Genomic DNA, 22791 nt, shown 5'->3' with positions numbered 1-22791 from the left:
GGACGATAAGGTCGGACCGGCGACGAGATGACAGAGCTGGGCGGATGACCCGTGTTATCGATTGTAGGAGTCCGTATATCTCCAGACGGGTGAAGACTGTTGTGACCCACACATATGCGGGCAATTACATGAACCATTTCCTGTCGCTAATTCCGGCGTGCCCAGATGTCGCTGCCAACACTAATGGAATCGAAGTCGAAAGCGACATCGTTCTGACGGCTATCGTCCAATCGATGGAGCCGTGCCGCACCAGACTGCATGCGACGGGCCACTTCCAATCAATGTGCGAAGGCGCACCGATGCCGGCGACATGGCTTTCTAGGATGCGGCTATCGTGGGATGGGTGCTGCGGCGAATGCGTGAGCAGCTTGCATGACGCAATGCGCAGTAAACAAGAGCGCACCAGCGTCAGCGTGTATCCGTACTATCTGGTCAATGAGCAAAGGGGTAGTGCCAGCCATCGTCACAGGAAGGGAACATGAAAGTCGTTAACATGCATGGCAGCGTTCCGGATGCCGGGGACGAGGGGCGCGACCCGCTCGATTTGACCGTCCATGTCGATGTGCTGTTGCGCTACCGCTGGACCTTTCTCGCTGTGGCAGGCATGTTCATCTGTGTCGGAATGCTCTATGCCCTCCTGGCGACGCCTCTCTATCGCACCGACATCCTGGTGCAAGTGGAAGACATCAATGGCGATGCCAGCGCTGGCAGGCTGGCAACCAACATCTCGCCGATATTCGACGCCAAGCTGGTTGCAGCGGCGGAGATTGAACTGCTGCGGTCCCGGATGGTGGTAGGAAAGGCGGTTGACGACCTGCGCCTCGATATCGAGGCCGCAGCACGCTATTTCCCCCTGATCGGCCGGGGCCTCGCAAGCTTCAGTTCCGGCCTGTCCACGCCCGGCCTGTTCGGCTGGGGCGGCTTCGCGTGGGGCAAGGAATCGATCAGCGTGGCCCGGCTCGAAGTACCGCCGCAGATGGAGGGGAGCAAGATCTACCTCACCGCGCTGGGGGGCAACCAGTTCCGTGTCACCTTTGACAGCGACGATACCAAGGTGACGGGCACCGTGGGCTTGCCCCTGACGATTGCTACGGGACGCGGCACGGTTACCCTGCTGGTCAGCCATCTCGATGGCCGCGCCGGCTGCAAATTTGTGCTGCGCCGCCTGCCACGCGCCACCGCCATTGCCAGGCTGCAAGAACAGTTGATGATCTCTGAGCGCGGAAAGGAGAGCGGCGTGATCGGCGTATCGTTGAATGGCAATTCGCCGACGATGATCGCGGCCATCCTCAATGAGATCGCCGGTGCGTACGTCGACCAGAACGTTCGCCGCAAAGCCGCCGAAGCGGAGAAGTCACTCGCCTTCCTGGAGCAGCAATTGCCGCAGCTTCGAGAGCAGGTGGAGGAAGCCGAAACCCGCTACAACGCGATGCGTAGCCAGCGCGGCACGATCGACCTGGGCGAGGAATCCAAGCTGGTCCTGGTTCAGTCGATGCAGATCCAGACCAGGCTGCAGGAGCTGCACCGGCAGCGCCAGGAGCTGGCCACGCGCTTTACCAACGGCCACCCGGCACTTGAAGCCATCGATGGCCAGATCGGTCGTCTCAACGCACAGATCAATGCCATTGCCGGGCAGATCCAGAAGCTTCCCGACGTCGAGCAGCACGTGCTGCGCCTCATGCGCGATGTCAAGGTCAGCACTGAAATGCTGCAGTCCCTGCTCAATGACATCCAGCACCTCAAGCTGATCAAGGCCAGCAAGGTCGGTACCGCACGCCTGGTCGATCCCGCCGGCGTGCCGGTCAAGCCGGAGAGTCCCAACCGCCCACTGATCACCGGCCTATCCATAGTACTCGGCCTCTTTGCGGGTCTACTGGTGATCATTGCGCGCCACTCGCTGGATGGCGGCGTCAACGACGCCGACGAGGTCGAGCGACAGACTGGCATGACCGTCTATTCGACCATTCCCTTCAGCGCACAGCAGGCACAGGTGCAGTCGGCGGGCATGGAGGATGCGGGCCTGCTGGCGCGCGTGATGCCTAAGGATCCTGCCATGGAGAGCCTGCGCATTTTCCGCACCGTACTGCAGTCCGCGCTGGCAGGCAGCGACAACCGTGTCGTTGTGATCAGCAGCCCGTCGCCGGGCGTCGGCAAGTCCTTCATCTGTGCCAACCTAGCCGCCATTGCCGCCAGCGGTTGCCGCGTGGTGCTGATCGACGCCGACCTGCGCCGCGGTGGCCTGCACCATTGCTTCGGCGTGCAGCGCAGCCCCGGTCTGGCCGACGTGCTGATGGGCATGCCGCCGGACCGGGCGTTGCGGCGTCAGGTGGTGAAGGGCCTTGATTTCATCGCGACCGGTATGGAAGCACCGCACGCGGCCGACATGCTGCAGAGCGCGGGCATGGGCGCCCTGCTCGATGCACTGAGGTCGCGCTATGACTTGGTTGTGATCGATACGCCACCGGTACTGGCTGCTGCCGACGCCGGCATTCTCGCCGGCAAGGCAGACGCGGTGTTTCTGGTGGCGCGCGCGGAAATGACAACCGCGGGCGAGCTGCGGGCCTCCCAACAGGCGATCCGCCGGGCGGGTGCCGAGGTCGAGGGCGTGCTGTTCAACGGTCTCCACGTCCAGGGCCGCTGGTATCGCTCGCACAATCACTACGGCAAGTACCGCTATCTCAACGAGTACCGCTGCGCGGCGAAGCAGGCCTGAGCGCGGCACGTGGGGCACCCGGCGTCAGGTAGCGCGACTTTTTGCCAATCCGTCTCCTGGCGGCCACGAGTTCTGCGCAACGGTTCTGGCTGTTATTTTGCCTGGCGAAATACACCGCGAGCCATATGTAATGCTGCGAACAACCGGTTTGAGATGTTGGAGAACGTGCGTTGCTGTCCTCCGCAGCTTCTTCTCACCGATTCAACAGACTGAATCATGCTGCCCTCGAAATCAAGGCAGTTTAATTTCAACTCGTTCCGGGTATATTGAATGGCATCCCAGATTAGTTTTATTCCGGCACCGCTTGTGCGCAGCTTCGGGTCCTCGCCGACCATGTGGACATAAGAGGACTTCTGGTCCCACGTTAAATAAAGCGCGGAATGTATCTGGTTGTCATCGTCGACGGCCGTGAAAATCTTTCTTGCATTTCTTTCCAGCAAGGCTTGGTCGTGTCTTTCTATAAAGCCAAAGGAATATGGCATTTTCATGCCCTGGCGATCAAAGGTCTTTTTGTTGATGGCGTAGAATTCTGATACATCATTGGTGAAGCGTGTTTTGACAATTTTCTCTGCTTTGCGAATCTTGTTGCGCGCGGCGCTGTTGAACCGGCTGAAGACACCGTCCAGATCGGCGATGTCATCGATAACGTAAGTGTAACGTACAGCCTCGGAAAATCCTTTCCAATAGAATGGCAATAGATTTCTGAGGGAATGATGAATATTGAAGCTAACGACATGTGATTTTGGGAGCAGTGCCACGATTTCCCTGACTGCCTCCATTTCAAAATCAATGCGATTGTGCTCGGATATATTCGACGGATAATTTAGCCAGAGCTGAAAGCTTTGCGTCAACTTTGGCATCCTTTGAATTATGAGTGGCCCCCTGCGTTCGGTGTAGTAAGGGAGTGCGGCAATTGGCTTGTTATTCTTCATGACAATCGCCGCGTCCCATTCGCCATTCTGGCAGACTGAGTCAAGCCACCAGTCTTTGGATGAGATCGCTATCTGCGGATTTTCCGAGCATATGGTGCGATATGCCTTCCTGGTCTCGCTTTCAGCGGTGATAGCTGGCACGGGCTTGGTTTGGCTCATGATTCCTCACAACGCTCCATAGTTGGTTTCTCAGAAACACTCGCCTTGAGATATTGCCCCTGGCGGCCCCAGCATTTGCCTGCGAGGCCTTCCTTTTTTCGTTAAAGGAATTATTCCCGCGTGGTAGTGCGGTCGCAACGGGCCCGCGTGTGTCAGCGAACGCAGGATTGGCTCGCACTGGCTCATGCCGGTCGGCTTCAGCTCGCCTTGCTTGAATTCGACAGTGTTGCGAGTTGCGGGTCGGTGCCGATCTCCGGGGGCGGCTGCTGGCGCGATGCAACCCCGCGCAGTGCATGCTGCAACGGCTGGCTCGGCTCCCGCTGCGAGGGCGCCGCCACCTTGCGGCCCGGCGACTCCAGTGAGCTGTACGGCGCGTACTCGACTACCAGGCTCTGAATGACGGTCTGGATCTCGAGTTCGTCACGGGTATCGCAGGCGGCAAAGAGGCGCTCAAGCATCTCGTGCAACTCTGCCTCCGCGATGAGCGGTTCGTTCGAGCACAAGATGCGCTCATGCTCGCTGGCCGTCACCTCACCACCGATGAGGAGCTCTTCAAACAGCTTCTCTCCCGGGCGCAGCCCCACGACCTTGATCTCGATGTCCCCGGCGGGGTTCTTGCGCGTCTTTTCCGTCAGGCCGGACATCTCGATCATCGTGCGGGCCAGGTCGATGATGCGGACGGGCTTGCCCATGTCCAGCACGAAGACTTCCCCACCTTTGGCCATCGCGCCGGCCTGGATCACCAACTGGGCTGCTTCGGGGATCAGCATGAAGAAGCGGATGACGTCCGGATGCGTGATCGTGACGGGCCCGCCCTCACGGATCTGTTTGCGGAACAGTGGTACCACGGACCCGGATGAGCCCAGTACATTGCCGAAGCGCACCATCGCGAACGTTGTCCGCGTGTTGGGGCGCGTGGCTGCGGCTTGGAAAACGAGTTCCGCAATGCGCTTGCTGGCGCCCATCACGTTGGTGGGCCGTACCGCCTTGTCGGTGGAAACCAGCACGCAGGTCTGAACGCCGAAATGGTCTGCCAGATCGGCAATGGTCAGGGAGCCCAGCACATTGTTGCGGATCCCTTCGGGCATGTTCTTTTCGACCAGCGGCACATGCTTGTAGGCGGCGGCGTGATAGATGGTGTCGACCTGCTGGCCGCGCAGTGCGGCTGACACGGCAGTGGCGTCGCACACAGAGCCGATCCGCGCCGTGATCTGCAGGTCAGGGTAGCGCTGGCGCAGTTCCTGTTCGATCGCGTAGAGGGCATATTCGGAGTGGTCGAAGAGAATTAGGCGCTGGGGTTCCTGCGAAGCGATCTGACGGCACAGCTCCCTGCCGATGGAGCCACCCGCACCGGTCACCATGACCGTCTTGCGTTGCGTGCATTTGGCGAACAGGTCTACCCGTGGCGGGACGATGTCACGGCCCAGCAAGTCTTCCACGCTGATATCCCGAATCGATTGCACGGTGATCTTGCGATCCACAAGCTCGAGAAGAGAGGGCAACGTGCGCACGCTGACCGAATAGCGGTGCAGCTTGTCGACGATCTGGCGACGGCGCTCGATTGGCAGGGACGGAACGGCCAGTACGACTTCATTGATGGCGTGCCGCTGGATCTCCTTGCGCACGTGGTTGCTGTGATGGACTGGAAGGTCGGCAACGACCTTGCCCTCCAGCGCGAAGTCATCGTCGAAGAAGCAGACGGCCTTGTGGCCCAGGCTGGCGCGCATGGCGATGGCGAGCTGGAAGCCGGCCTCGCCGGCGCCGAATATCCCCACGCGCAAGCTGGCGCGCTCGTTGCGGGCCTGCAGGCTCTGCCGCGTGCGCGTCAGCAAGGCGCGCGCCACGAAGCGCGAGATCACGACATAGGAAAAGGCGATGAACCAGTAGATCAGCAGGCCGGTGCGAGGCAGCCGGTCGAGGTGCATGAGGAACGACAGCGCATAGGTGAGTCCGACGATGCCGGCCAGGCTGGTGCCGGTGGTCCAAAGGACTTTCAGGTCGAAATACCGGACGACGGTCCGATACAGTCCGCTGAGCGAAAACACGGGAATCGTGCAGGCGGCAATGATCAGCGGCGGCGTGATGCCGTACTGTGCCAGCAACTCGAAGTTGCCGGCGCGCAGGAATAGTGCGAAAGCAAAGCACAGCGGCAGCGCAAGCAGGTCCGCCGCAATCATCAGCGCGACTTTGCGACGTCTTGGCAGGGCAATCAGCCAGCGCGAGAGCGGTTTGGTCATTGGCCGGAACCTCCGCGCACCAGAACGGGCAGGGGCCTGGCGGCGACCAGGCTGCGATAGGGACGCCCCATTTGCGGGGCGGACAAAGAAGGTTGCGCACGGTTATGCATTGTCTTAAGGCTTCTTCTATGGGCAGCTCCACCGGCTGGTGGCCTCTGGAAGGGACATGCCCTTTCAGAGGCTTCCGATTTGCCCGTTTACCCGTCAGCGACTGGGTGCTTTCGACACCATTCCCGACTGAAACAATTATTGTTGTTGGTGCGTCCCTGGCAACGCAGCAACGTGGGTTTGCGTACGCAGCGGCAGGTGGCGCAAAGGGCGTGGCGCCCGCCGCGCCCTTTGCGCCTTAGTTGAGTGATCCAGGCCACATGGCGGCCTTCACCTGCCCATGCAAGTCTGGTTAGATGGATGCGTTCCCGGTACCCGGTCGGGTTCGTGCAGGGCACCCGCTCCGACTTTCATTACTGAGGTGGACCACCATGCTGGATACCAGTTTTTCTCCCTGGCCAAGTTTCACTGCCGACGAGGCGGCTGCCGTGCAGAAGGTGCTGCTGTCGAACCGGGTGAACTACTGGACCGGCTCTGAATGCCGGAAGTTCGAGGAGGAATTCGCCAGGTGGGCCGGGACGCCCTATGCGATCGCGCTGGCAAACGGGACACTTGCGCTCGATGTCGCGCTGAAGGCGCTGGACATTGGCCTTGGCGACGAGGTCGTGGTGACGCCGCGAACGTTCATCGCCAGCATTTCAAGCGTGGTGAATGCGGGAGCAAAGCCGGTATTTGCAGACGTCGATCTTGCGAGCGGCAATCTTTCCGCGGCGACGATCAGCAAGGTTCTGACGCCAAGGACGCGAGCCGTCATATGCGTGCACCTTGCCGGCATACCCTGCGACATGGACCCGATCATGGCGCTGGCGCGCGAGCACGGCATCAAGGTGATCGAGGATTGTGCCCAGGCACATGGTGCGCGCTACAAAGGGCGTTCGGTCGGCTCGATCGGGGACGTGGGTGCATGGTCCTTCTGCCAGGACAAGATTATGACCACCGGCGGCGAGGGCGGCATGGTGACGACCAGCGCGAGGGACCTCTGGCTGCGCATGTGGTCGTACAAGGACCATGGCAAGAGCTGGGACGCTGTCTATGAGCGTCAGCACCCCCCGGGATTCCGGTGGTTGCACGAATCCTTCGGCACGAACTGGCGCATGATAGAAATGCAGGCGGTGATCGGGCGCATCCAGCTTGCGCGCATGAAGCAATGGACAGCGCAGCGCACTGCCAATGCGGAGGTCATTGCCGGCGCGCTTCGGCAATGTGCTGCGGTCTGGTTGCCCGCCTGCCCACCGGATGCACAATCAGCCTGGTACAAGTTCTATGCATTCGTCCGCCCGGAATGGCTAAGGGATGGCTGGAGCCGTGACCGCATCGTGGCCGAGATCCAGGCAGGCGGCGTGCCCTGCTATGCGGGCGGCTGCTCGGAGGCTTATCTCGAGAAGGCGTTCGATTACACGGGCTGGCGCCCGCCGCACCGGTTGCCCAACGCCAGGCTGCTGGGTGAAAACAGCCTGATGCTGCTGGTGCATCCCACCCTGACCGACGCCGAGATTGCCCTGACTGCGCAGGTGCTGCGCGAGGTCATGCTTCGTGCAACGCTGCCGACCGGTGCCGGGCGGGACGCCGACGGCGGGGTGATGCCCGGCCTGGCGCAGGACTGCGCGGGCGCCATGCGGCGATGATGCACTGGCCGTCGCTGATCCAGCTTGGCACCATTACCTTGCTGGTGCCCGTTGCGCTGGTCATTGCGCTAGCGCTGTCCGTGGGGGGCGCATGGCGCAGCGCGCTGCGATGGCTGGTGTCGTTCAGCCTTGGCTCCGCGCTGGTGGGGGCTGCCAAGTTCGCGTTTGATTACGGCGGCTGGTACCTGCCGCAGCTCGGCCTGTACAGTGTCAGCGGCCACGCCATGCTGACCGCGGCGACGTATCCGGTGCTGCTGATGCTGCTGGGTTCGGCGCTGAGCCCGCGCGTGGCACGCATCGGCTGGTTTGCGGGACTGGCGCTGGGGCTCGCGATGGCGGTGAAACTGGTGTCCGGCAATTACCACACGCTGTCCGAGACCTTGCTGGGTGGTGCGGTGGGGCTGGTGGTTGCGTGGCTGAATGCGGGCATCCGTATCCGCGGGCCGGCGCCGCAGATCGTGCTGGTGGCTGCGCTTGGCATCGGCGCCTTCGTCTTTGTCAATGTGCGCGGGTTGCTGTACCCGGTCAAGGCCGCAATGTGGGAGCACGCGGCACCGTGGCAGGACGGCACAGTGCGGCATTACCGGCAGATCGACGCCGATCCGGTGACGGGCGAGACCCGCATCACCGTGCGCAAGCGGTCGTGCCTGTCGAAGCGGGGCCGGCAGGCGCCGCGTTTACTCACACCATCGAAAACAGGAACATCTACCCGGACACCAAGCTTGCTCTCGACGCAAACTACATGATTGGGCACTCTCATCATCAGTTTAAAAACAGAAAATGGCAGTTTTATTCCTAACAACAGCGGTGATGTGGGGCAGAACAGGTTGCACATTAGTATCATTAATTATCTGGTATTTTGCACCGACGAAAATCAGGTAGAGATGAGGTAGGCCGCATATGCAAGGGGCCGTATCGGGCTGGCGCCTGCCGTGCCCGGGGCAGAACGCCGCGCCGGCCGTTTGGCAGGCCGCTGACCGCCTCGCGCCGTGCGGGGTTGCCTCCGCGGAAGCGCACGCTGCGTGTCGTGCATTCGTCTACCCTGAACCATTCCAGCGCGGCGCTGGCCGCCTCACCCCTCGAGTAGGTGCGCCGCCGCGCATGGGCGGGCAGCGCAGAAATGGGTACGCTCCCCGGGCCTGTGCGCTTGTCAGTCGCGCGGCAGCGGTGCGCCGAGACCGGCGGCACCCTGGCGCCCGGCGGCTCGCGGGCCGCGCAGCAGCTGCCACAGGCAAGTCGCCGTGTCATAGAAGGTGCCGGCGCCGCGCAGACCCGCTGCGCGCAGATGGTGCGCAAGGTCGTGCGGCAGGGCCAACAGCAGGAACACTGCCGTCTTCAGTGGGTGCTGCGGGCCATGGTCATAGCGCCGGCAGGCCACATACAGTCGTGAGGCGTCGCTGGCGGAGCATGGCCGGTCGGCCGACACCGACGGCAAGCGCTGGTTGACTGCGCTCGGGACCATCTCGATGCGGTAGCCGAATTCCTGCACCGCGCGTCCGGCCAGTTCCAGGTCGTCGTAGCCGACGGCAAGGTGCTCGTCGAACGACAGGTTCTCGAACAGCTCGCGCGGGAACACCGCGCTGTGCAACAGCACCGAGCACAGGCGCTCGCCGCGGCGGTAGTCCAGCGTCGGGTGGCCCAGGAACGCCGGCTTGCGCGGAACGCCGCGCCGCCCCTGGCAGACCTCGGTCCCGGTCAGGATGAGCGGCGTCGCGCAGCCGGCCGTGGCCCGCCGGAGATGGTCGTCGGCAACGGACTCGGTCATCTGCTGCAGGAAGGTTGCGCCCAGCAGCGTCTGGTCATCCAGGAACAGTACGTGCGAGCCGGTGGCCGCGCGCAGGGCGCGGTTGCGGTTGGCGGCCCTGGAGCGGCGCGGGCCTTCCAGATAGGTGATGTCCGGATAGTCCCGGCGCATCATCTCGCGCGTGTCGTAGCCGCTGCTGTCATCCGTGACGATGAGCTGGTGCGCCGGCATGGTGGAATCAGCGACCGATTGCAGCGTGTGCCGCAGCTGCTCGGGATGGTCGCACGTGTAGATGCACACCGAAACGGTGGGCAGGAACGAGCTTGCCGGCATGGTGACCCCTCCAATGTTCGGCAGATGGCAGACACCTGCGCCGGCCCGTCTGGTGCGGGCGCGGCGCAAGGTCCTGAACTACAGCACCGGGCTGGCGGCCTGGAGCGCGGCTTCGCCGGTGCGGGACGCAACCACAGGGCGCGCGGTGCTGCCGCGCGTGAAGCGTTCATCGCCGCTGACCCACTCGAGCGTCGCGCCACGTTGCAGGGCGGCATAGACGGCCTCGCCCTTGTTGCGTACCTTCAGGCGCTGGTACAGCGTGCAGGCGTGACTCTTGACAGTTGCCACCGAGATATTGAGCATGCGGCTGACGGTCTTGATCGGGTAGCCGCGTGCCAGCAGCACCAGCACCTCGTACTGGCGCGGCGTGATCTTCAGCATTTCGGCTTCGTCGTAGCTGGGCTCTTCCTCGACCAGCGGGGCTGCATTGGTGGCAGCCGGGGCCGACAGCGGCTGCCCCGGCCGGAGGCCGGTGAGGTCGCGCACCGCCACGGTGGTGCGTGCGGCACCGGGCGTGCCGGCGCATGCCACCAGCGACAGTTGCTCGCCTGTGAGCGCGTGCGCAGGGTTCAGCGGAAGCGGCGCGGCCGAGGCCAGCGACTGCACGGCCGGCATGGCCGAACGCGACGCCGACGGCATCGAGCCGGTTTCGGCCGAGAACAGCAGCCCCTGCACGCCTGACACCGCCAGCCGGATGGCCGCCTCGATCACCGCCAGCGAAGCGGATTTCGGCAGGCAGCCGCAGACGCCGCGGGCGCTGTCCGCGTTGGGCACATGCAATGGCAAGATGTCTGCCAGGATCAGGATGCGTTGCGGCGACAGTGCTTCGCGGGCCTGTTCGAGCTGCGGCCAGCCAGACCCCACATCGGCGGGCATGCCGAATACGAGCAGGTCTGCGTTGTGGTGCCGGGTGTCCAGCCTGGCGATGTCCGCGGGCGCAATGGCGGCAACCTGGGCAGACTCCTGGATGTTCTCGAGCATCTGCAACAGCCCGAGCCGGAGCAGTGGATGCTCCTCGATCAGCAACGCGTTCATTGACTTCACTCCCCGTTACTCGGGGGCGGAATGCGGGGCGCTTTGCGTATGGAGGGCATTGCAGGACAGCAGTCACCTGCGGCGACTGGCTGCTTGTCTGACCCCCATGCTTCCATGCTCCGGCAGTCCCGTTTTTCTGGATGGAACTTGTCGGTGGCTGGAAGGTTGACCCGAACCCGAACCCGAAAGATTCTCGCTCCTAAATCGGCTTAAATTCATCTTATGGGCTGGTTGAATGGAATGCAAGCGAGCCGGTCTGGTACGAGTGTGGGTGGGAATGAAAGGACATACATAATCCTTTCAAAAATCATCCGAACGCACCGGTCCAGGTTCCGCAAACGCCGCGCTGATGCGGGGTCCAGGAGGTTTCACGGATGTGACATCGGGATTTAATTTGGTTGCAGCATTGAAACAGATAGCATTATCTGTACCCCCTGAAAGTAGTATTCTTAACCCCATCGTGGGGTATCGGTAATATATCTGCGGCGGATTGCTCCAATCATGAAACGCCGCTTTCATATGTGTTTTCGAAATAGGCCTGCCTGATTTTCAGGCAGGTCGGGCGCATGGCCTAGTGCTTCTGGATGAGAGACGTCTCCCACCTCGGGATGAGCGCTGCGGCGCCGGCTGCACCGACCTGCGCCGGACTTGCCACCGCCTGCCGGGAGGACAGGGTGGCGGGCCCGGGGCCGGCCGGCAGGTTCGTCCGCGCAGGCGTCAGCGGGCCCAGTGGCCGGGACGCATGACCCAGCCGTGCGGACCGCGCACCCAGCGCTCGGGCACATAACGGTAGCCTGGACGCTGCGCCTTCCAGTAGCCGGCGCGCCAGTCGTAGCGCCCGCCGGTGGCGGTCCAGTGGCCCGGCACCCAGACCTGGCCGCGGCGCGCGGCGGGGTGCGGTTCATAGCGCGGCGGCGGGGGCGGACGGTCATAGCCGTGGGCGACCGCCACCGGATGAGCCTCGGCGGGGGCGGTCAGTCCGAAGGTGCCGACCGTGGCGAGGACGGCTGCGGCAATCAGGAGCTGGCGTTTCATGTGGATTCTCCTTGGGGCGGTTGGAAGCGGTTCGAAGCCGCTGGCTCGGTCAATAGCGGTCGTAGTGGTGGTGGCGCGGCGGCGGGCCGCCGCGCGGTGGCACTACGATGCAGGCGGACAGCAGTGCGGCCGTGGTGGACAGCAGCACCAGCAGCGAGAGGGCGCGTTTCATATGGGCTCCTGGCGGGTTCGCGTTGGACATGGCTTCAATGTAGCGAGCCAGCCCCGCTGCGCGTGCTTGCACTTGTAAGGCTGTCTCACAAGGGGTTTTGCAGCGGGCGCAGCCCCGCACCGGGCGCGCGGCATCCCGGAAGCCCTTGCGTATCAAGGCGTTGCGCGCATGGCGGCAGGCCCATGGCGTGGCCTGCGCGTGCCGGGTTGGAGGTAATGTGACGTTACACGGGAAATGATTCTCGCAAGGCAACGGATCCCGGAGCAGGCGCCGCACCCTTTGTGGGCGGCCTGGCCGGGCACGCAGAAACGGGTACGCTGCAACGGTGCGCGATGCCTCGGCATGGCCCGGTTGGGGGCGCACTGGTGGCGTCGCGGCGCCATCACGGTGCGTTCAGTCGCGCAAATCGGTGGGGCGGAAATGGCATGAAGCTTGCGCCATGGGCTATACCAGTCGGAAGTGGCCTCGTGTGCTTGAAGGAGGCGTCATGCCGGTCATGCTCATCGTGCTTGCCCTGCAATGGCTGCAGGGGCTGTCGCCGCCCGCCGCGGCGTTGTTCGCGCTGCCGCAGGAGATGGCGCCCGCGGATGCCGCGGCCATCGTCGAACCCGCGCTGACACGCTGACATGGGCTGACGCCGGGGTGGTATGACTACCCTGCCGCCGTGGCAGTCCGAGTGGTTCCATCCAACCTACCCCTGTCATGGAGTCAGCATGAACCGCAGCGACGTCACCGACCTCATCATCGAAGCCAAGGTCACCCGCGGCATTGCCTGGGCGCAGGTGGCCGAACGCGTCGGCCGCAGCAAGGAATGGACAACCGCGGCGTGCCTGGGGCAGATGGCATTCGACGCCGCCGGCGCGCGCGCGGTGATGGAGCTGTTCGGGCTGCCGCCCGAGGCCGAGCCCTGGCTGCGCGAGGTGCCGTACAAGGGCTCGCTGCCGACGCAGGTGCCGGCCGATCCGCTGATCTACCGCTTCTACGAACTCATCAGCGTGTACGGCACCACGTTCAAGGCGCTGATCCATGAAGAGTTTGGCGACGGCATCATGAGCGCGATCGACTTCCGCATGGACCTGCAGCGCGAGCCCGATCCCAACGGGGACCGGGTGCGCATCGAGATGTCGGGCAAGTTCCTGCCCTACAAGACTTACTGATGGGCGACCGCGCGCACGGGCGGCAGCGCAAGCGACACGCCATAGCGCGCCGGATCGAGGCGCATGGTCAGCACGCCCACCAGCGCGGCGCAGGCCAGGTGGTACCACCAGCCGGCGGCGAAGCCGCCGGTGCGTTCGTGCAGCATGGCGGTGATCCAGGGCGCCAGCGACGCCAGCAGGAAGCCGCCGCCTTGCATCAGGGCGCTCAGCGCGCCGGCGCTGTCGGGGTCCGGCAGGTGGTCCAGTGCCACCACCAGGTATAAGGCAAAGCAGCCACCGAGGCCGGCGCCGCCGATCACGGCCCACGCGTGCGGCGCGGCGTCGGGCCACAGCGCTAGTCCACCGAAGCCCGCCACCTGCATGGCCAGTGCCAGCGCCATCCAGGCGCGGCGGTCCAGGCTGCGCGCGGCCAGCACCGGCAGCAGCAGCGCCGCGGCGGCCTGCGCCACCGCCATCAGCGCCACCAGCGACCCGCTCGCCGAAGCGCTCCAGCCGTGGTCCTGGTAGAACGGTGCGAGCCACGCCACCAGCGACGCATAGCCGCCGTTCATCACGCCAAAGCAGGCCATCAGCAGCCAGGTGCGCGGACGCCGCAACAGCGCGCGCGTTGCCCTCGCCGGGCGGCTTGCCGGCACCGCGGGGCCGCGCGCCGCGGTGCGCGGCAATGCCACCCAGGCCAGCGCCAATGCTGCCAGCGCAGGCACGGCCCACAGCGCCAGCGCATCGCGCCAGCTGCCGGCCAATGCTGTCACGTAGGGCGACAGCTGCGCGCCGAGCGCGCCGCCGCCCATCAGCGCGGCGGAGTACAGCCCCATCACCGGCGCCACGCGCCCCGGGAATTCCTGCTTGACCAGGCCCGGGCAGGCGGCCTGCACCACGGCCACGCCCAGCCCGCACAGCGCGGCCGAGGCGATCAGCCAGGTGCCGTCCGCCACGCCCAGCCGCAGCGCGCAGCCGGCACCGAGCAAGGCCAGCGCGCCCAGCACCGCGGTGCGCGCACCCAGCCGCTCGCGGATGGCCGGCCCGAAGAACGCGCCCGCGCCCATCAGCAGCATCGGCAGCAAGGTCAGCCAGGCCATGCCCTGGTAGCTCAGGCCGGTGCCGCTGCGGATGGCCGGGGCCAGTGGCCCCACCGCGGTCAGGAACGGCCGCAGGTTCAGGCCGATGCCCGCGACCGCGGCCAGCACCAGCCAGCGCGGGGTGGTGCCGCGCGCGCCCTCAGCCACGGGGCGCGCGCGGGCCGTAGAGCTGCGCCGCAGAGAGGTCGACCGCCACCCGCGTGAGCGGCAGCGGCGGCGGGTTCAGCGACAGGCGCAGTGCCTGGTAGGCGGCCTCGCTCGACATGCCGTAGGGCGCGGCATCGTGGTTGTCGAAGGCGTAGTAGACCGCCTGCACGCCGGCCATGGTCATCGCCGCCAGGCACATCGGGCAGGGGTGGCCGCTGGCATAGACCACGCTGCCGCGCAGGTCGGGGCGGCCCAGCTTGCGCGCGGCGGCGCGCACCGCCTCCATCTCGGCATGGGTGGTGGGGTCGTGGCTGTGGACGATGTCGTTGACGCCGGTGGCGACGGCCTCGCCGTCGAGCACCAGCACGGCACCGAAAGGGCGCGCGCCACGGTCACGGTTGGCCGCGGCAAGGCGAACCGCCTCGCGCATGAATTCCTGGTGAGTGGTCATGGTTGGCAAAGAAGTGAGTGCATGCTCGCGAGTCGGGCAGCATGGGTCTTCGTGGGGCTTGCCCGGCAGTTGTGGGACGCGGGCCGGGGCAGCGTGCAACTGTACGCCGGGGCTTGGTAATTGGAAAATTAAATGATGAAATCGCCGGCAGTGGAGAAACTAATGGATAACCGGCCATGCAGGACCCTCGCCTCGATCCCGTACTGCTGCAGAGCTTTGTCGCCGTGGCGGAAAGCGGCAGTTTTACCCGCGCCGCGCAGCGCGTGCACCTGACTCAGTCAACGGTCAGCCAGCAGGTGCGCCGGCTGGAAGACCAGCTCGGCTGCGTGCTGCTGGACCGCGGCGGCCGTTATGTCACCACCACGCCCGAGGGCGAGCGCCTGCTGGGCTACGCGCGCCGCCTGCAGCAGCTGATGGCCGAGGCGGTGGGGCAGCTGCGCCAGAGCGCCGGCCAGGGCGAGATCCGCATCGGCGTGCCCGAGGACTTTGCCGCGCGGCCGCTGACGCCGGTGCTGGCCGGGTTTGCCGATGACTGGCCTGGCATGCGGCTGGAGGTGACCAGTGGCATGAGCCATGAGCTGTGGCAGCGCTTCCAGGACCGGGAACTGGACCTGGTGCTGGTCAAGCAGCGGGTCGGGCAGGCGCCGGGGCTGGCCAGCTGGCCCGAGCCGCTGTGCTGGATCGACAGCCGCAGCCGTCCGGCGGTGGCGCGCGACCCGGTGCCGCTGGTGGCGTTTCCGGTGGGCGGGCTGTACCGCGGCGAGATGACGCACGCGCTCGACGCCGGCGGACGGCGCTGGCGTGTGGCCTTTGTCAGTGCCAGCCTGGCCAGCATCCTGGCCGCGGTGGCCGACGGCCTGGGCGTCACCCTGCTGCCGCGGCGCCTGGCCACGGCTCAGCACCAGGTGCTGGAGGACGGCGGCTGGCCCGCCGCGGTGCCCGACGTCGAGCTCAGCCTGCACGCGCAGCCGGACCTGCCGGCCGCGGCGCGCGACATGGCCGCGCGGCTGGCCGCGCTATGCGAGACCGTGATGGGGTCGGGCGCGCCGCCCGCGGATCAGCCGAAGAACTCGTTGTAGTAGCGGGTGCAGGTGCCGGCCGGGCGGAAGGTGTATGGCAGCTCGGCCATTGCCGCGGCTTCCAGCGAGCCGAACGGGATGTCGGGCGCGGCCAGGGGGCCGGCTTCGGGGGCGGACTGATGGTCGGGGCGCGCAAGCTCGGCGCGGGTGTTGGATGGCGAAGTCATGTCAGGCTCATTCTCAAGGGTCGGGCACTGCACCCGGCAACTGCGGATCGGCGTTGTCAACGCGTGCAGCCATCCTAATGCTGCAGCGCGGCGCAGTCAGCCACCCCAGCCTGAACACACTGTTGCGCAATCGCGCCCAATCGGGGCGACTTGCCCGGCGTTGCGAGCGCCTGGCTGCCGCCGGCGACTTGCGCCAACGCCGTCCGCGGCAGGGTCTATATTGGCTGAGGGTTGCCTGCGCCGCTTGCTTTGCGGGCAGCGCGGGCCTGAGTGCCGCTGACCTTCCGGAGCGTGCCATGTCGTTGCCTCCATGCTTTACCGATCGCCGCGAGGCTGGCCAGTACCTGGGCCGCCGCCTGGCCGAACTGGGTTTTGGCGCCGCACAACTGGGCCAGCCCGCGCTGGTGCTGGCGCTGCCGCGCGGCGGGGTGCCGGTGGCGTTCGAGGTGGCGCGCGCGCTCGACGCGCAGCTGGACGTGCTGCTGGTGCGCAAGATCGGCGCTGCCGGCTATCCCGAGCTGGCGCTGGGCGCGGTGGTGGAGGGCGATGCCGGCGGCGGCGGCCCGCACACGGTGGTCAATGACGATCCCTGGGCGCGCCGCGCCGTGGAAAGCGGCAGCTTCGATGCCGAGCGCGGCCGCCAGCTCGACGAGATCGCGCGGCGCCAGCGGCGCTATCGCGGCGGTGCGCCGGTGCCGGAGCGCGCCGGGCGCACGGTGATCGTGGTCGATGACGGCGTGGCCACCGGCGCCACCATGCGCGCCGCGCTTGAAGGCGTGCGCATGGCCGGGGCGGCGCGGGTGGTGGCGGCCACGCCGGTGGGGTCGGAGCAGGGGCTGGCCAGCCTGTTGGCCGCGGCCGACGAGGTGATCTGCCTGAACACGCCCCCCAGCTTCGGCGCGGTTGGCGCCTTCTACCTGGATTTCTCCCAGACCAGCGATGAAGAGGCGCTGGCCCTGCTGCGCGCGGCGGCGCCGCCGCCTGCGCGCTGAGGTTCGCTCAGCCCTTGCCCAGGCGCGCCTTCAGGTGCGGCACCAGCCCGCCGGCGGCCAGGATCGCGCGCAGGAAGTCGGGGATGGGTTCGCACGCGACCAGGCTGCCGTCGTCCAGGCGCAGCTGTGCCGTCGCCAGGTCCAGCACCGCGTGCGCGCCGTCGGCCAGGCGGCAGGTGTCGGCGCAGACCAGCACCGGCAGGCCCAGGTTGATGGCATTGCGATAGAACAGCCCGCCGAAGGACTGCGCCACCACGGCGCCCACGCCGAGCGCGCGCAGCGCCTGCGGCGCCTGCTCGCGCGAGGAGCCGATGCCGAAGTTGGCACCCGCCACCAGCACGTCGCCGGGGCGCACGCTGCCGGGGAACTCCGGGCGCAGCGAGGCCAGGCAATGCCGGGCCAGCACGGGCAGCGGCGATTTCATCAGCACGGCGGGGGCCATGGCATCGGTGTCGATGTTGTCGCCGAAGCGCCAGAGGCGGCCAGTGGGGTCGGGGGCGATAGCAGGGGTCATGCAAGAAGTCTGTCCCGCCAGGCGGGCACGAAGTCAGGTCCGCAGCGTTACTCCAGCAGGGTGCGCGGATCGGTAATGCGGCCGGTGACGGCGCTGGCGGCCACGGTCATCGGCGAGCCCAGCCACACCGCGCTGCCGGCATCGCCCATGCGCCCGGAGAAGTTGCGCGCCGTCGACGCAATCGCGCGGCTGCCCGCCGGGAAGCGCGCCGCGCCATAGCCGGCGCAGGCGCCGCAGGCGTTGGGCAGCAGCGTGGCACCGGCGTCGGTCAGGATGCCAAGCGTGCCCTCCTGCTCGGCCAGCAGCTGGTCGCGGCGCGAGGCCGGCGCCACCTGCAGGGTCACGCCCGCTGCCACGCGGCGCCTGCGCAGCACGCGCGCGGCCATGCGCAGGTCTTCCAGCTTGGCGCCAGTGCAGGCACCCAGGTAGGCGATCTGCACGGGCTCGCCGGCGGCCTGGTCTACCGGCGCGCTGTTGGCCGGAGAGTGCGGCGCCGCCACCTGCGGCACCAGTGCCGCGGCGTCGAAGCGGTGTGTGGCCAGCACCGGCGCATCGGGGTCCGTGCGCCAGTGGGCCAGGTCGATTGCGGCCAGCGTCTGCGCCGGCACGCCGGCCTCGGCCAGCCAGCCGAGCGTGGCCGCGTCGGGCGCCACCAGGCCGGTCTGCGCGCCCAGCTCGGCGCTCATGTTGGCCAGCGTCATGCGCTCCTGCATCGGCAGCGCGGCGACGGCGCTGCCGGTGTACTCCAGCGCCTCATAGCGGCCGCCGCCCATGCCGAGCGTCGCGCACAGGAACAGCATCATGTCCTTGGCGCAGACGCCCGCTGCAAGCTGGCCGTCCCATTGCAGCCGGATGGTATTGGGCACGCGCAGCCAGATCTCGCCGGTGGCCAGCACCCCGGCCATCTCAGTCGCGCCCACGCCGAACATATAGGCGCCGAAGGCACCGCCGGTGGGGCTGTGGCTGTCGCCGCCGACAATCAGGCGGCCCGGCAGCACATGGCCGCGCTCGGGCAGCACCACATGGCAGATGCCTTCGGCGTCGATGAAGTGGGCGCCGGACTGGCGCGTCCAGTCGCGCGTGAAGCGCAGGATCGACTCGGCCTGGGCATCGCCGCCCGGCACGAAATGGTCGGTCACCACCACATAGCGCGACGGGTCCCAGACCCCGGTGCCAAGCTCTTCCAACAGCGGCGCCACGCGGCGCGGGCCGCTGGAGTCGTGCGACATCGCCAGGTCGACCCGGCAGATCACCACCGTGCCGATCTCCGCATGCGCCAGCCCGGCGGCGCGCGCCACCAGTTTCTGCGCCAGCGTGGCGGGAGTGTGGCTCATTCCGGCGAGGCTCCCGAATACTTGACCACGGCGGCCCAGCGCCTGACGTCCTGCTTCACGAAGGCGGCGAAGGCGTCGGGCGGCGTGCCCATCGGCTGCGCCCCGTCGTTCTCCAGGCGCTTGCGCACCGCGGGCGTTTCCAGCCCCTTGCGCGCGGCCTGGTACAGCGCCTGCGTGACTTCGTGCGGCATGCCGGCCGGACCGAACAGGCCGAACCACGCGCTCGATTCAAAGCCCTTCACGGTGGCGCCGATCGGCGCCGCGCCCGGGAACTGCGGCAGGGCCGCGGGGCTGGTCACGCCCAGCACCTTGAGCTTGCCCGCGCGCACATGCGGCAGCACGTTGATGGTGCTGGCGAACATCAGGTCGCACTGGCCCGCCAGCACGTCGGTGAGCGCGGGCGAGGTGCCCTTGTACGGAATGTTGACGATATAGGTGCCGGTCATCATCTTGAACATGTCGCCGGCCATATGCAGCGACGACCCCACCGAGCCGATGGCAAAGTTCAGCTTGCCCGGTTCGGAACGCGCCAGGCGGATCAGCTCGGGCACATTGCTGGCCGCCAGCTTAGGCGTGGCCACCAGCACGCTCGGCACGGTGGCCACCAGCGTGATCGGGGTGAAGTCCTGCACCGGGTCGAACGGCAGCTTCTTGTACAGGGTGGCGTTGATGGTGTGGCTGGTGAAGCTCATCAGCAGCGTGCTGCCGTCCGGCGCGCTCTTGGCGACCAGGTCGGCGGCGATATTGCCGCCGGCGCCGGGGCGGTTCTCGACCACCACCGGCTGGCCGAGCTCCTGGGACATTTCCTGGGCGATGGTGCGCGCCAGCGTGTCGGTGGTGCCGCCGGCGGGCGCGCCCACCAGGATCCGGATCGGCTTGCCGCCGGCCACCTGGGGTTGCCCCTGGGCCGCGGCGGACAGCGGCAGGGCCAGCGCGCACGCGGCCAGGCTGGCCATGGCCAGGCGCTGCACCGCGGCGCGGCGGGGGATCGAAGGCAGACGGGTCGGGCTGGACGGGACCAGGCAGAACACGGGCATGGCGACGGCTCCTCGCTTGATGTGATCAGAGATGCGCAGTATCGCCCGGAACGTTACGTGGCGCATCCCTGGCTGCGCCGCCTGCGGGAAGTCGGCGGCGGTCCGCGGGGTCAGTCGCGCAGGCCCGGGCGGGTTTCGCTTTCCACCCAGACGTTGGCGCTGTCGACGCCGGCCGGCGACAACTCCATGCGGTATTCATAGCGGTCCGGGCGGTACTGGCCGAGCAGCAACTGGACCGGGCGTCCGGCCGCGTCCTTGACCACGCGGCGCACCGCCAGCAGCGCGCCGCCTACCGGCACGTCCAGCAGCGGCGCCACCACCACGTCGGCCAGGCGCGCGGACAGCACCTGGCTGGCACGGCCCAGCTTCACGCCGCCGGCCTCCAGCAGCCGCAGCACCGGCCGCTCTTCCAGGGACTGGCGCGTGATCGGCCGGCCCAGGTCGGCGGGCAGGTAGACCGTGATATGCGACAGCGGGCGGTTGCGGTAGTGGCGCACGCGCACGATCTTCACCACCGGATCGCCCGGCTCGATCTGCAGCGATTCGGCCACATCGGGCGTGGCATGGACTTCGTCGATCGAGATCACCTTCACCGACGTCTTCTGGCCCATGTCGATGATGTTGTCGAGCAGGCTGGTGCCGCGTTCCTCGCCAGCCGCCGTCGCCGGGCGCACCGGATGCGGGTTGACGAAGGTGCCAAGCCCGCGGTGGCGGCGCACCAGGCCTTCTTGCACCAGGCGGTCGAACACGCGCCGCATGGTCACGCGCGAGGCGTGGAACTGCTTGGCCAGGTCGATCTCGCCCGGCAAGGGGCCCTGGCCGAAGCGGCCTTCCACGATCTGCTGGCGCAATACCACGTAAATCTGGTGATACAGGGGAACGACGGCTTCACTCATGGTTTCCCTTGCGGAGAGATGACAAGTCTGTAATGCCTCTAATGTACTTTAAATCAGACATAGAGCCTAGCATGGATAGCCGCAGTGGCGCTTGCGGGACAACTGCGCCGGCGCGGTGTTGCAGCGATGCATCTCGTCTGCGCCGAGACCCTTGGCTGGCTGCGCCAGCGCGGGTGAAGTCGGTCTGGCGCCGCTGCATGCCTTGCTGGGATGGACAACGCCGGTGCGGTGGAGCGGGTTGTGCCGTGCGGCGAGAACAGGACATCGGGGCGCCGCCGCAGCAATGTGGAGATGCCCCACACGGGCGGCGACGACGGCACCCTCGATGCCGTGTTTCAGTCCCGATACGTAAGGTCGCGCCTCGGGCAAATTCTGGCTGCCTGCATAAGACCCTGAAAAATAAGGCGTTTTCCGACCACCCCGGAACCCCCCCAGGTGGGCCGGGAGTGGCCGTGTCACAGCGGTGTGACATGTCGTCTGCCGTGCACAGCGGCGAGGGCGGCAAGCGTCGCGCAAAGCCGCGGAAAGTCCCCGCCAGAGTGCCGGGCGGGCCTTGTAATACAAGGAGTTGGCGCCGCAGGTGGCGCAGCTGGCACCGATTATGCGCAAGGGGAGTCTGGTTTGGCTGGGTGCCGAACCTGAACCTCCAGCCGTCGTTCCTCGCAAGAGCGCCGGCCGGAGGCTGAGCCGCTGTGACACTGTGCAATTCTCCTGGGAGCTTCGTATGAAAAAGACCTTACTGGCGTCGGCTATCGCCATGGCATTTGCGGGACAGGCCTGGGCAAATCCGACCAATAACAACGACGTGGTAAGAGGTGGCGGCGACAACACGCAAACCGCCACAGCGACCTCGACGCAGAGTGGCAGCGGCGCGGCGGCAAACGAATATTCGACCGCAGTCCAGGCCAATGACAGCAGCACCAACACCAGAACCACCACGGTTGGCGTCAACAAGACTAAGACCACGACCAACTCGAACAACAGGAGCAGGATCGACTTTGACCATGGCGTAGGCAACGCGGGCTCCAACGGTGGCAGCGCAACCTCCAGCGTAAGCAACGCCTTCAACACCAGCAAGGCACTGGCGATCAGCAAGCTGAATGGCACGGTTTCCAACAACAGCATTGGCCCGATCGGCAATTACGCCACCAACTGGGGTAACGCGAATGGTGCAGCCGGTGGCCGGGGCGGCAATGGCTTTGGCGGTACCGGCGAAGGCGGGCGCGGCGGCAACGGCGGCAACGGCGGTAACGGCGGCAGCGGCGGCTCCGGTGGCAGCGCTACCAACGGTAGCGCCACCAATGGCGACGCCACCAACGGCAGCGCCAACGCTGGTAATGGCGGTGCCGGCGGCAAGGCGATTGGCTGGGCCGGCAGTGGCGGTGACGGCAAGGCATATGGCGGCAGCGCACTCTCCGCAGCGGGCAGCAAGGGCGGCAGCGGCGGCGATGCTTATGGCAAGGGCGGCGGCGCTCTGAGCGCATCGCTCGGCGCCGGCGGCCGCGGCGGCAGTGCCGGCGCGATCGGCGGTGGTGGCCTGGGTGCCAGCGGCGCCCTGGGCGGCTTGGCAGGTTCGGCCGGCGGCTCAGGTGGTAGCAGCGGCAATGCCAACGGTGCGGGTGGCGACACTACCACTGGCGGCGCAGGCGGCGCAGGCGGCGCAGCGGCCGGTACCAACACGGCTGGCGCAGGCACCGGTTCGGGCGGCGCAGGTACCGCGAGTGGCGGTGCGGGCGGTGCCGGAACGGCAGCTGCAGGCGCGACCGGCGGAGCCGGCAGCGGCACCGGCGGTGCCGGTGGCGCGGGCGGCGCGGCGACCTCGACCGCAACGGCGGGCGCGGCAAG

The 22791-nt window shown here is 66.7% G+C and carries 21 protein-coding genes; 8 read left to right on the top strand and 13 right to left on the bottom strand.

What is annotated here, in order from left to right; translation table 11 throughout:
• Nucleotides 1-478 precede the first annotated feature (478 nt).
• Nucleotides 479-2713 (top strand): polysaccharide biosynthesis tyrosine autokinase, encoded by a 2235-nt coding sequence (locus C265_RS21510; protein ID WP_037024992.1) that lies wholly within the window; start codon nt 479-481, stop codon nt 2711-2713.
• Nucleotides 2714-2805: 92 nt separating this feature from the next.
• Here the strand turns inward: C265_RS21510 and C265_RS31720 are convergent, their stop codons facing one another.
• Nucleotides 2806-3804, bottom strand: a complete 999-nt coding sequence (locus C265_RS31720) for a GNAT family N-acetyltransferase (RefSeq protein WP_081645147.1) — start codon at nt 3802-3804, stop codon at nt 2806-2808.
• Between the two features lie 197 nt (nt 3805-4001).
• Complete coding sequence (locus C265_RS21500; protein ID WP_010811112.1) at nt 4002-6041, bottom strand: nucleoside-diphosphate sugar epimerase/dehydratase; 2040 nt, start codon at nt 6039-6041, stop codon at nt 4002-4004.
• Between the two features lie 479 nt (nt 6042-6520).
• On the opposite strand from C265_RS21500, the gene C265_RS21495 reads away from it, so the two are divergent.
• Nucleotides 6521-7774 (top strand): DegT/DnrJ/EryC1/StrS aminotransferase family protein, encoded by a 1254-nt coding sequence (locus tag C265_RS21495; RefSeq protein WP_010811111.1) that lies wholly within the window; start codon nt 6521-6523, stop codon nt 7772-7774.
• A complete protein-coding gene (locus C265_RS31050; protein WP_010811110.1) occupies nt 7771-8520 on the top strand; it encodes a membrane-associated phosphatase in 750 nt (249 codons plus the stop codon). Before C265_RS21495 ends, C265_RS31050 begins: the two co-directional genes overlap by 4 nt.
• 404 nt (nt 8521-8924) lie before the next feature.
• Here C265_RS31050 and C265_RS21485 read toward each other — a convergent pair whose 3' ends face one another.
• The 4 genes from C265_RS21485 to C265_RS33095 all read right to left on the bottom strand — a co-directional run bounded on the left by C265_RS21485 (nt 8925) and on the right by C265_RS33095 (nt 12093).
• A complete protein-coding gene (locus C265_RS21485) occupies nt 8925-9851 on the bottom strand; it encodes a glycosyltransferase family 2 protein (RefSeq protein WP_010811109.1) in 927 nt (308 codons plus the stop codon).
• 78 nt (nt 9852-9929) lie between these two features.
• Nucleotides 9930-10886: a LuxR C-terminal-related transcriptional regulator gene (locus C265_RS21480; RefSeq protein ID WP_010811108.1), complete on the bottom strand. Its 957-nt coding sequence runs from the start codon at nt 10884-10886 to the stop codon at nt 9930-9932.
• Nucleotides 10887-11603: 717 nt separating this feature from the next.
• A complete protein-coding gene (locus tag C265_RS21475) occupies nt 11604-11921 on the bottom strand; it encodes a YXWGXW repeat-containing protein (protein ID WP_010811107.1) in 318 nt (105 codons plus the stop codon).
• A 49-nt stretch (nt 11922-11970) separates the two neighbouring features.
• Complete coding sequence (locus C265_RS33095; RefSeq protein WP_010811106.1) at nt 11971-12093, bottom strand: hypothetical protein; 123 nt, start codon at nt 12091-12093, stop codon at nt 11971-11973.
• A gap of 487 nt (nt 12094-12580) precedes the next feature.
• On the opposite strand from C265_RS33095, the gene C265_RS32580 reads away from it, so the two are divergent.
• Complete coding sequence (locus C265_RS32580; protein WP_010811105.1) at nt 12581-12718, top strand: hypothetical protein; 138 nt, start codon at nt 12581-12583, stop codon at nt 12716-12718.
• A gap of 88 nt (nt 12719-12806) precedes the next feature.
• Nucleotides 12807-13250 (top strand): cyanase, encoded by a 444-nt coding sequence (gene cynS / locus C265_RS21465; protein ID WP_010811104.1) that lies wholly within the window; start codon nt 12807-12809, stop codon nt 13248-13250.
• Here cynS and C265_RS21460 read toward each other — a convergent pair.
• Nucleotides 13244-14476, bottom strand: coding sequence for a cyanate transporter (locus C265_RS21460; protein ID WP_010811103.1), 1233 nt, complete (start codon nt 14474-14476; stop codon nt 13244-13246). The two genes, cynS and C265_RS21460, sit on opposite strands and share 7 nt — an antisense overlap.
• Nucleotides 14469-14927, bottom strand: a complete 459-nt coding sequence (locus C265_RS21455; RefSeq protein ID WP_081225744.1) for a nucleoside deaminase — start codon at nt 14925-14927, stop codon at nt 14469-14471. The genes C265_RS21460 and C265_RS21455 overlap by 8 nt, the downstream gene beginning before the upstream one ends.
• A gap of 176 nt (nt 14928-15103) precedes the next feature.
• Between C265_RS21455 and C265_RS21450 the strand changes: the two genes are divergently transcribed.
• Nucleotides 15104-16006, top strand: coding sequence for a LysR family transcriptional regulator (locus C265_RS21450; protein WP_010811101.1), 903 nt, complete (start codon nt 15104-15106; stop codon nt 16004-16006).
• Here C265_RS21450 and C265_RS21445 read toward each other — a convergent pair.
• Complete coding sequence (locus C265_RS21445; RefSeq protein ID WP_010811100.1) at nt 15985-16173, bottom strand: hypothetical protein; 189 nt, start codon at nt 16171-16173, stop codon at nt 15985-15987. The genes C265_RS21450 and C265_RS21445 overlap by 22 nt on opposite strands.
• 296 nt (nt 16174-16469) lie before the next feature.
• On the opposite strand from C265_RS21445, the gene C265_RS21440 reads away from it, so the two are divergent.
• Nucleotides 16470-17165 (top strand): phosphoribosyltransferase, encoded by a 696-nt coding sequence (locus C265_RS21440; RefSeq protein WP_010811099.1) that lies wholly within the window; start codon nt 16470-16472, stop codon nt 17163-17165.
• Between the two features lie 7 nt (nt 17166-17172).
• Here the strand turns inward: C265_RS21440 and C265_RS21435 are convergent, their stop codons facing one another.
• From C265_RS21435 to C265_RS21420, 4 genes are all read right to left on the bottom strand, one after another.
• Nucleotides 17173-17679 carry a 3-isopropylmalate dehydratase small subunit gene (locus C265_RS21435; protein ID WP_010811098.1) on the bottom strand — a complete coding sequence of 169 codons (507 nt, stop codon included), beginning with the start codon at nt 17677-17679 and terminating at the stop codon, nt 17173-17175.
• Between the two features lie 47 nt (nt 17680-17726).
• Entirely contained in the window at nt 17727-19013 is a 1287-nt protein-coding gene (locus C265_RS21430; protein WP_010811097.1) for a 3-isopropylmalate dehydratase large subunit, read from the bottom strand.
• A complete protein-coding gene (locus C265_RS21425; RefSeq protein ID WP_010811096.1) occupies nt 19010-20050 on the bottom strand; it encodes a tripartite tricarboxylate transporter substrate binding protein in 1041 nt (346 codons plus the stop codon). The genes C265_RS21430 and C265_RS21425 overlap by 4 nt, the downstream gene beginning before the upstream one ends.
• A 110-nt stretch (nt 20051-20160) precedes the next feature.
• Nucleotides 20161-20946: a GntR family transcriptional regulator gene (locus tag C265_RS21420; protein WP_010811095.1), complete on the bottom strand. Its 786-nt coding sequence runs from the start codon at nt 20944-20946 to the stop codon at nt 20161-20163.
• Between the two features lie 724 nt (nt 20947-21670).
• On the opposite strand from C265_RS21420, the gene C265_RS32575 reads away from it, so the two are divergent.
• Nucleotides 21671-22791, top strand: a 1121-nt coding sequence (locus C265_RS32575) for a hypothetical protein (protein WP_010811094.1), incomplete at its 3' end; no start/stop codon positions are given.

Source organism: Cupriavidus sp. GA3-3 (genome assembly GCF_000389805.1).
GTDB lineage: Bacteria > Pseudomonadota > Gammaproteobacteria > Burkholderiales > Burkholderiaceae > Cupriavidus > Cupriavidus necator_D.
Note: the sequence above shows the minus strand (reverse complement) of the source record. Positions and strands in the feature narration are given on the sequence as shown.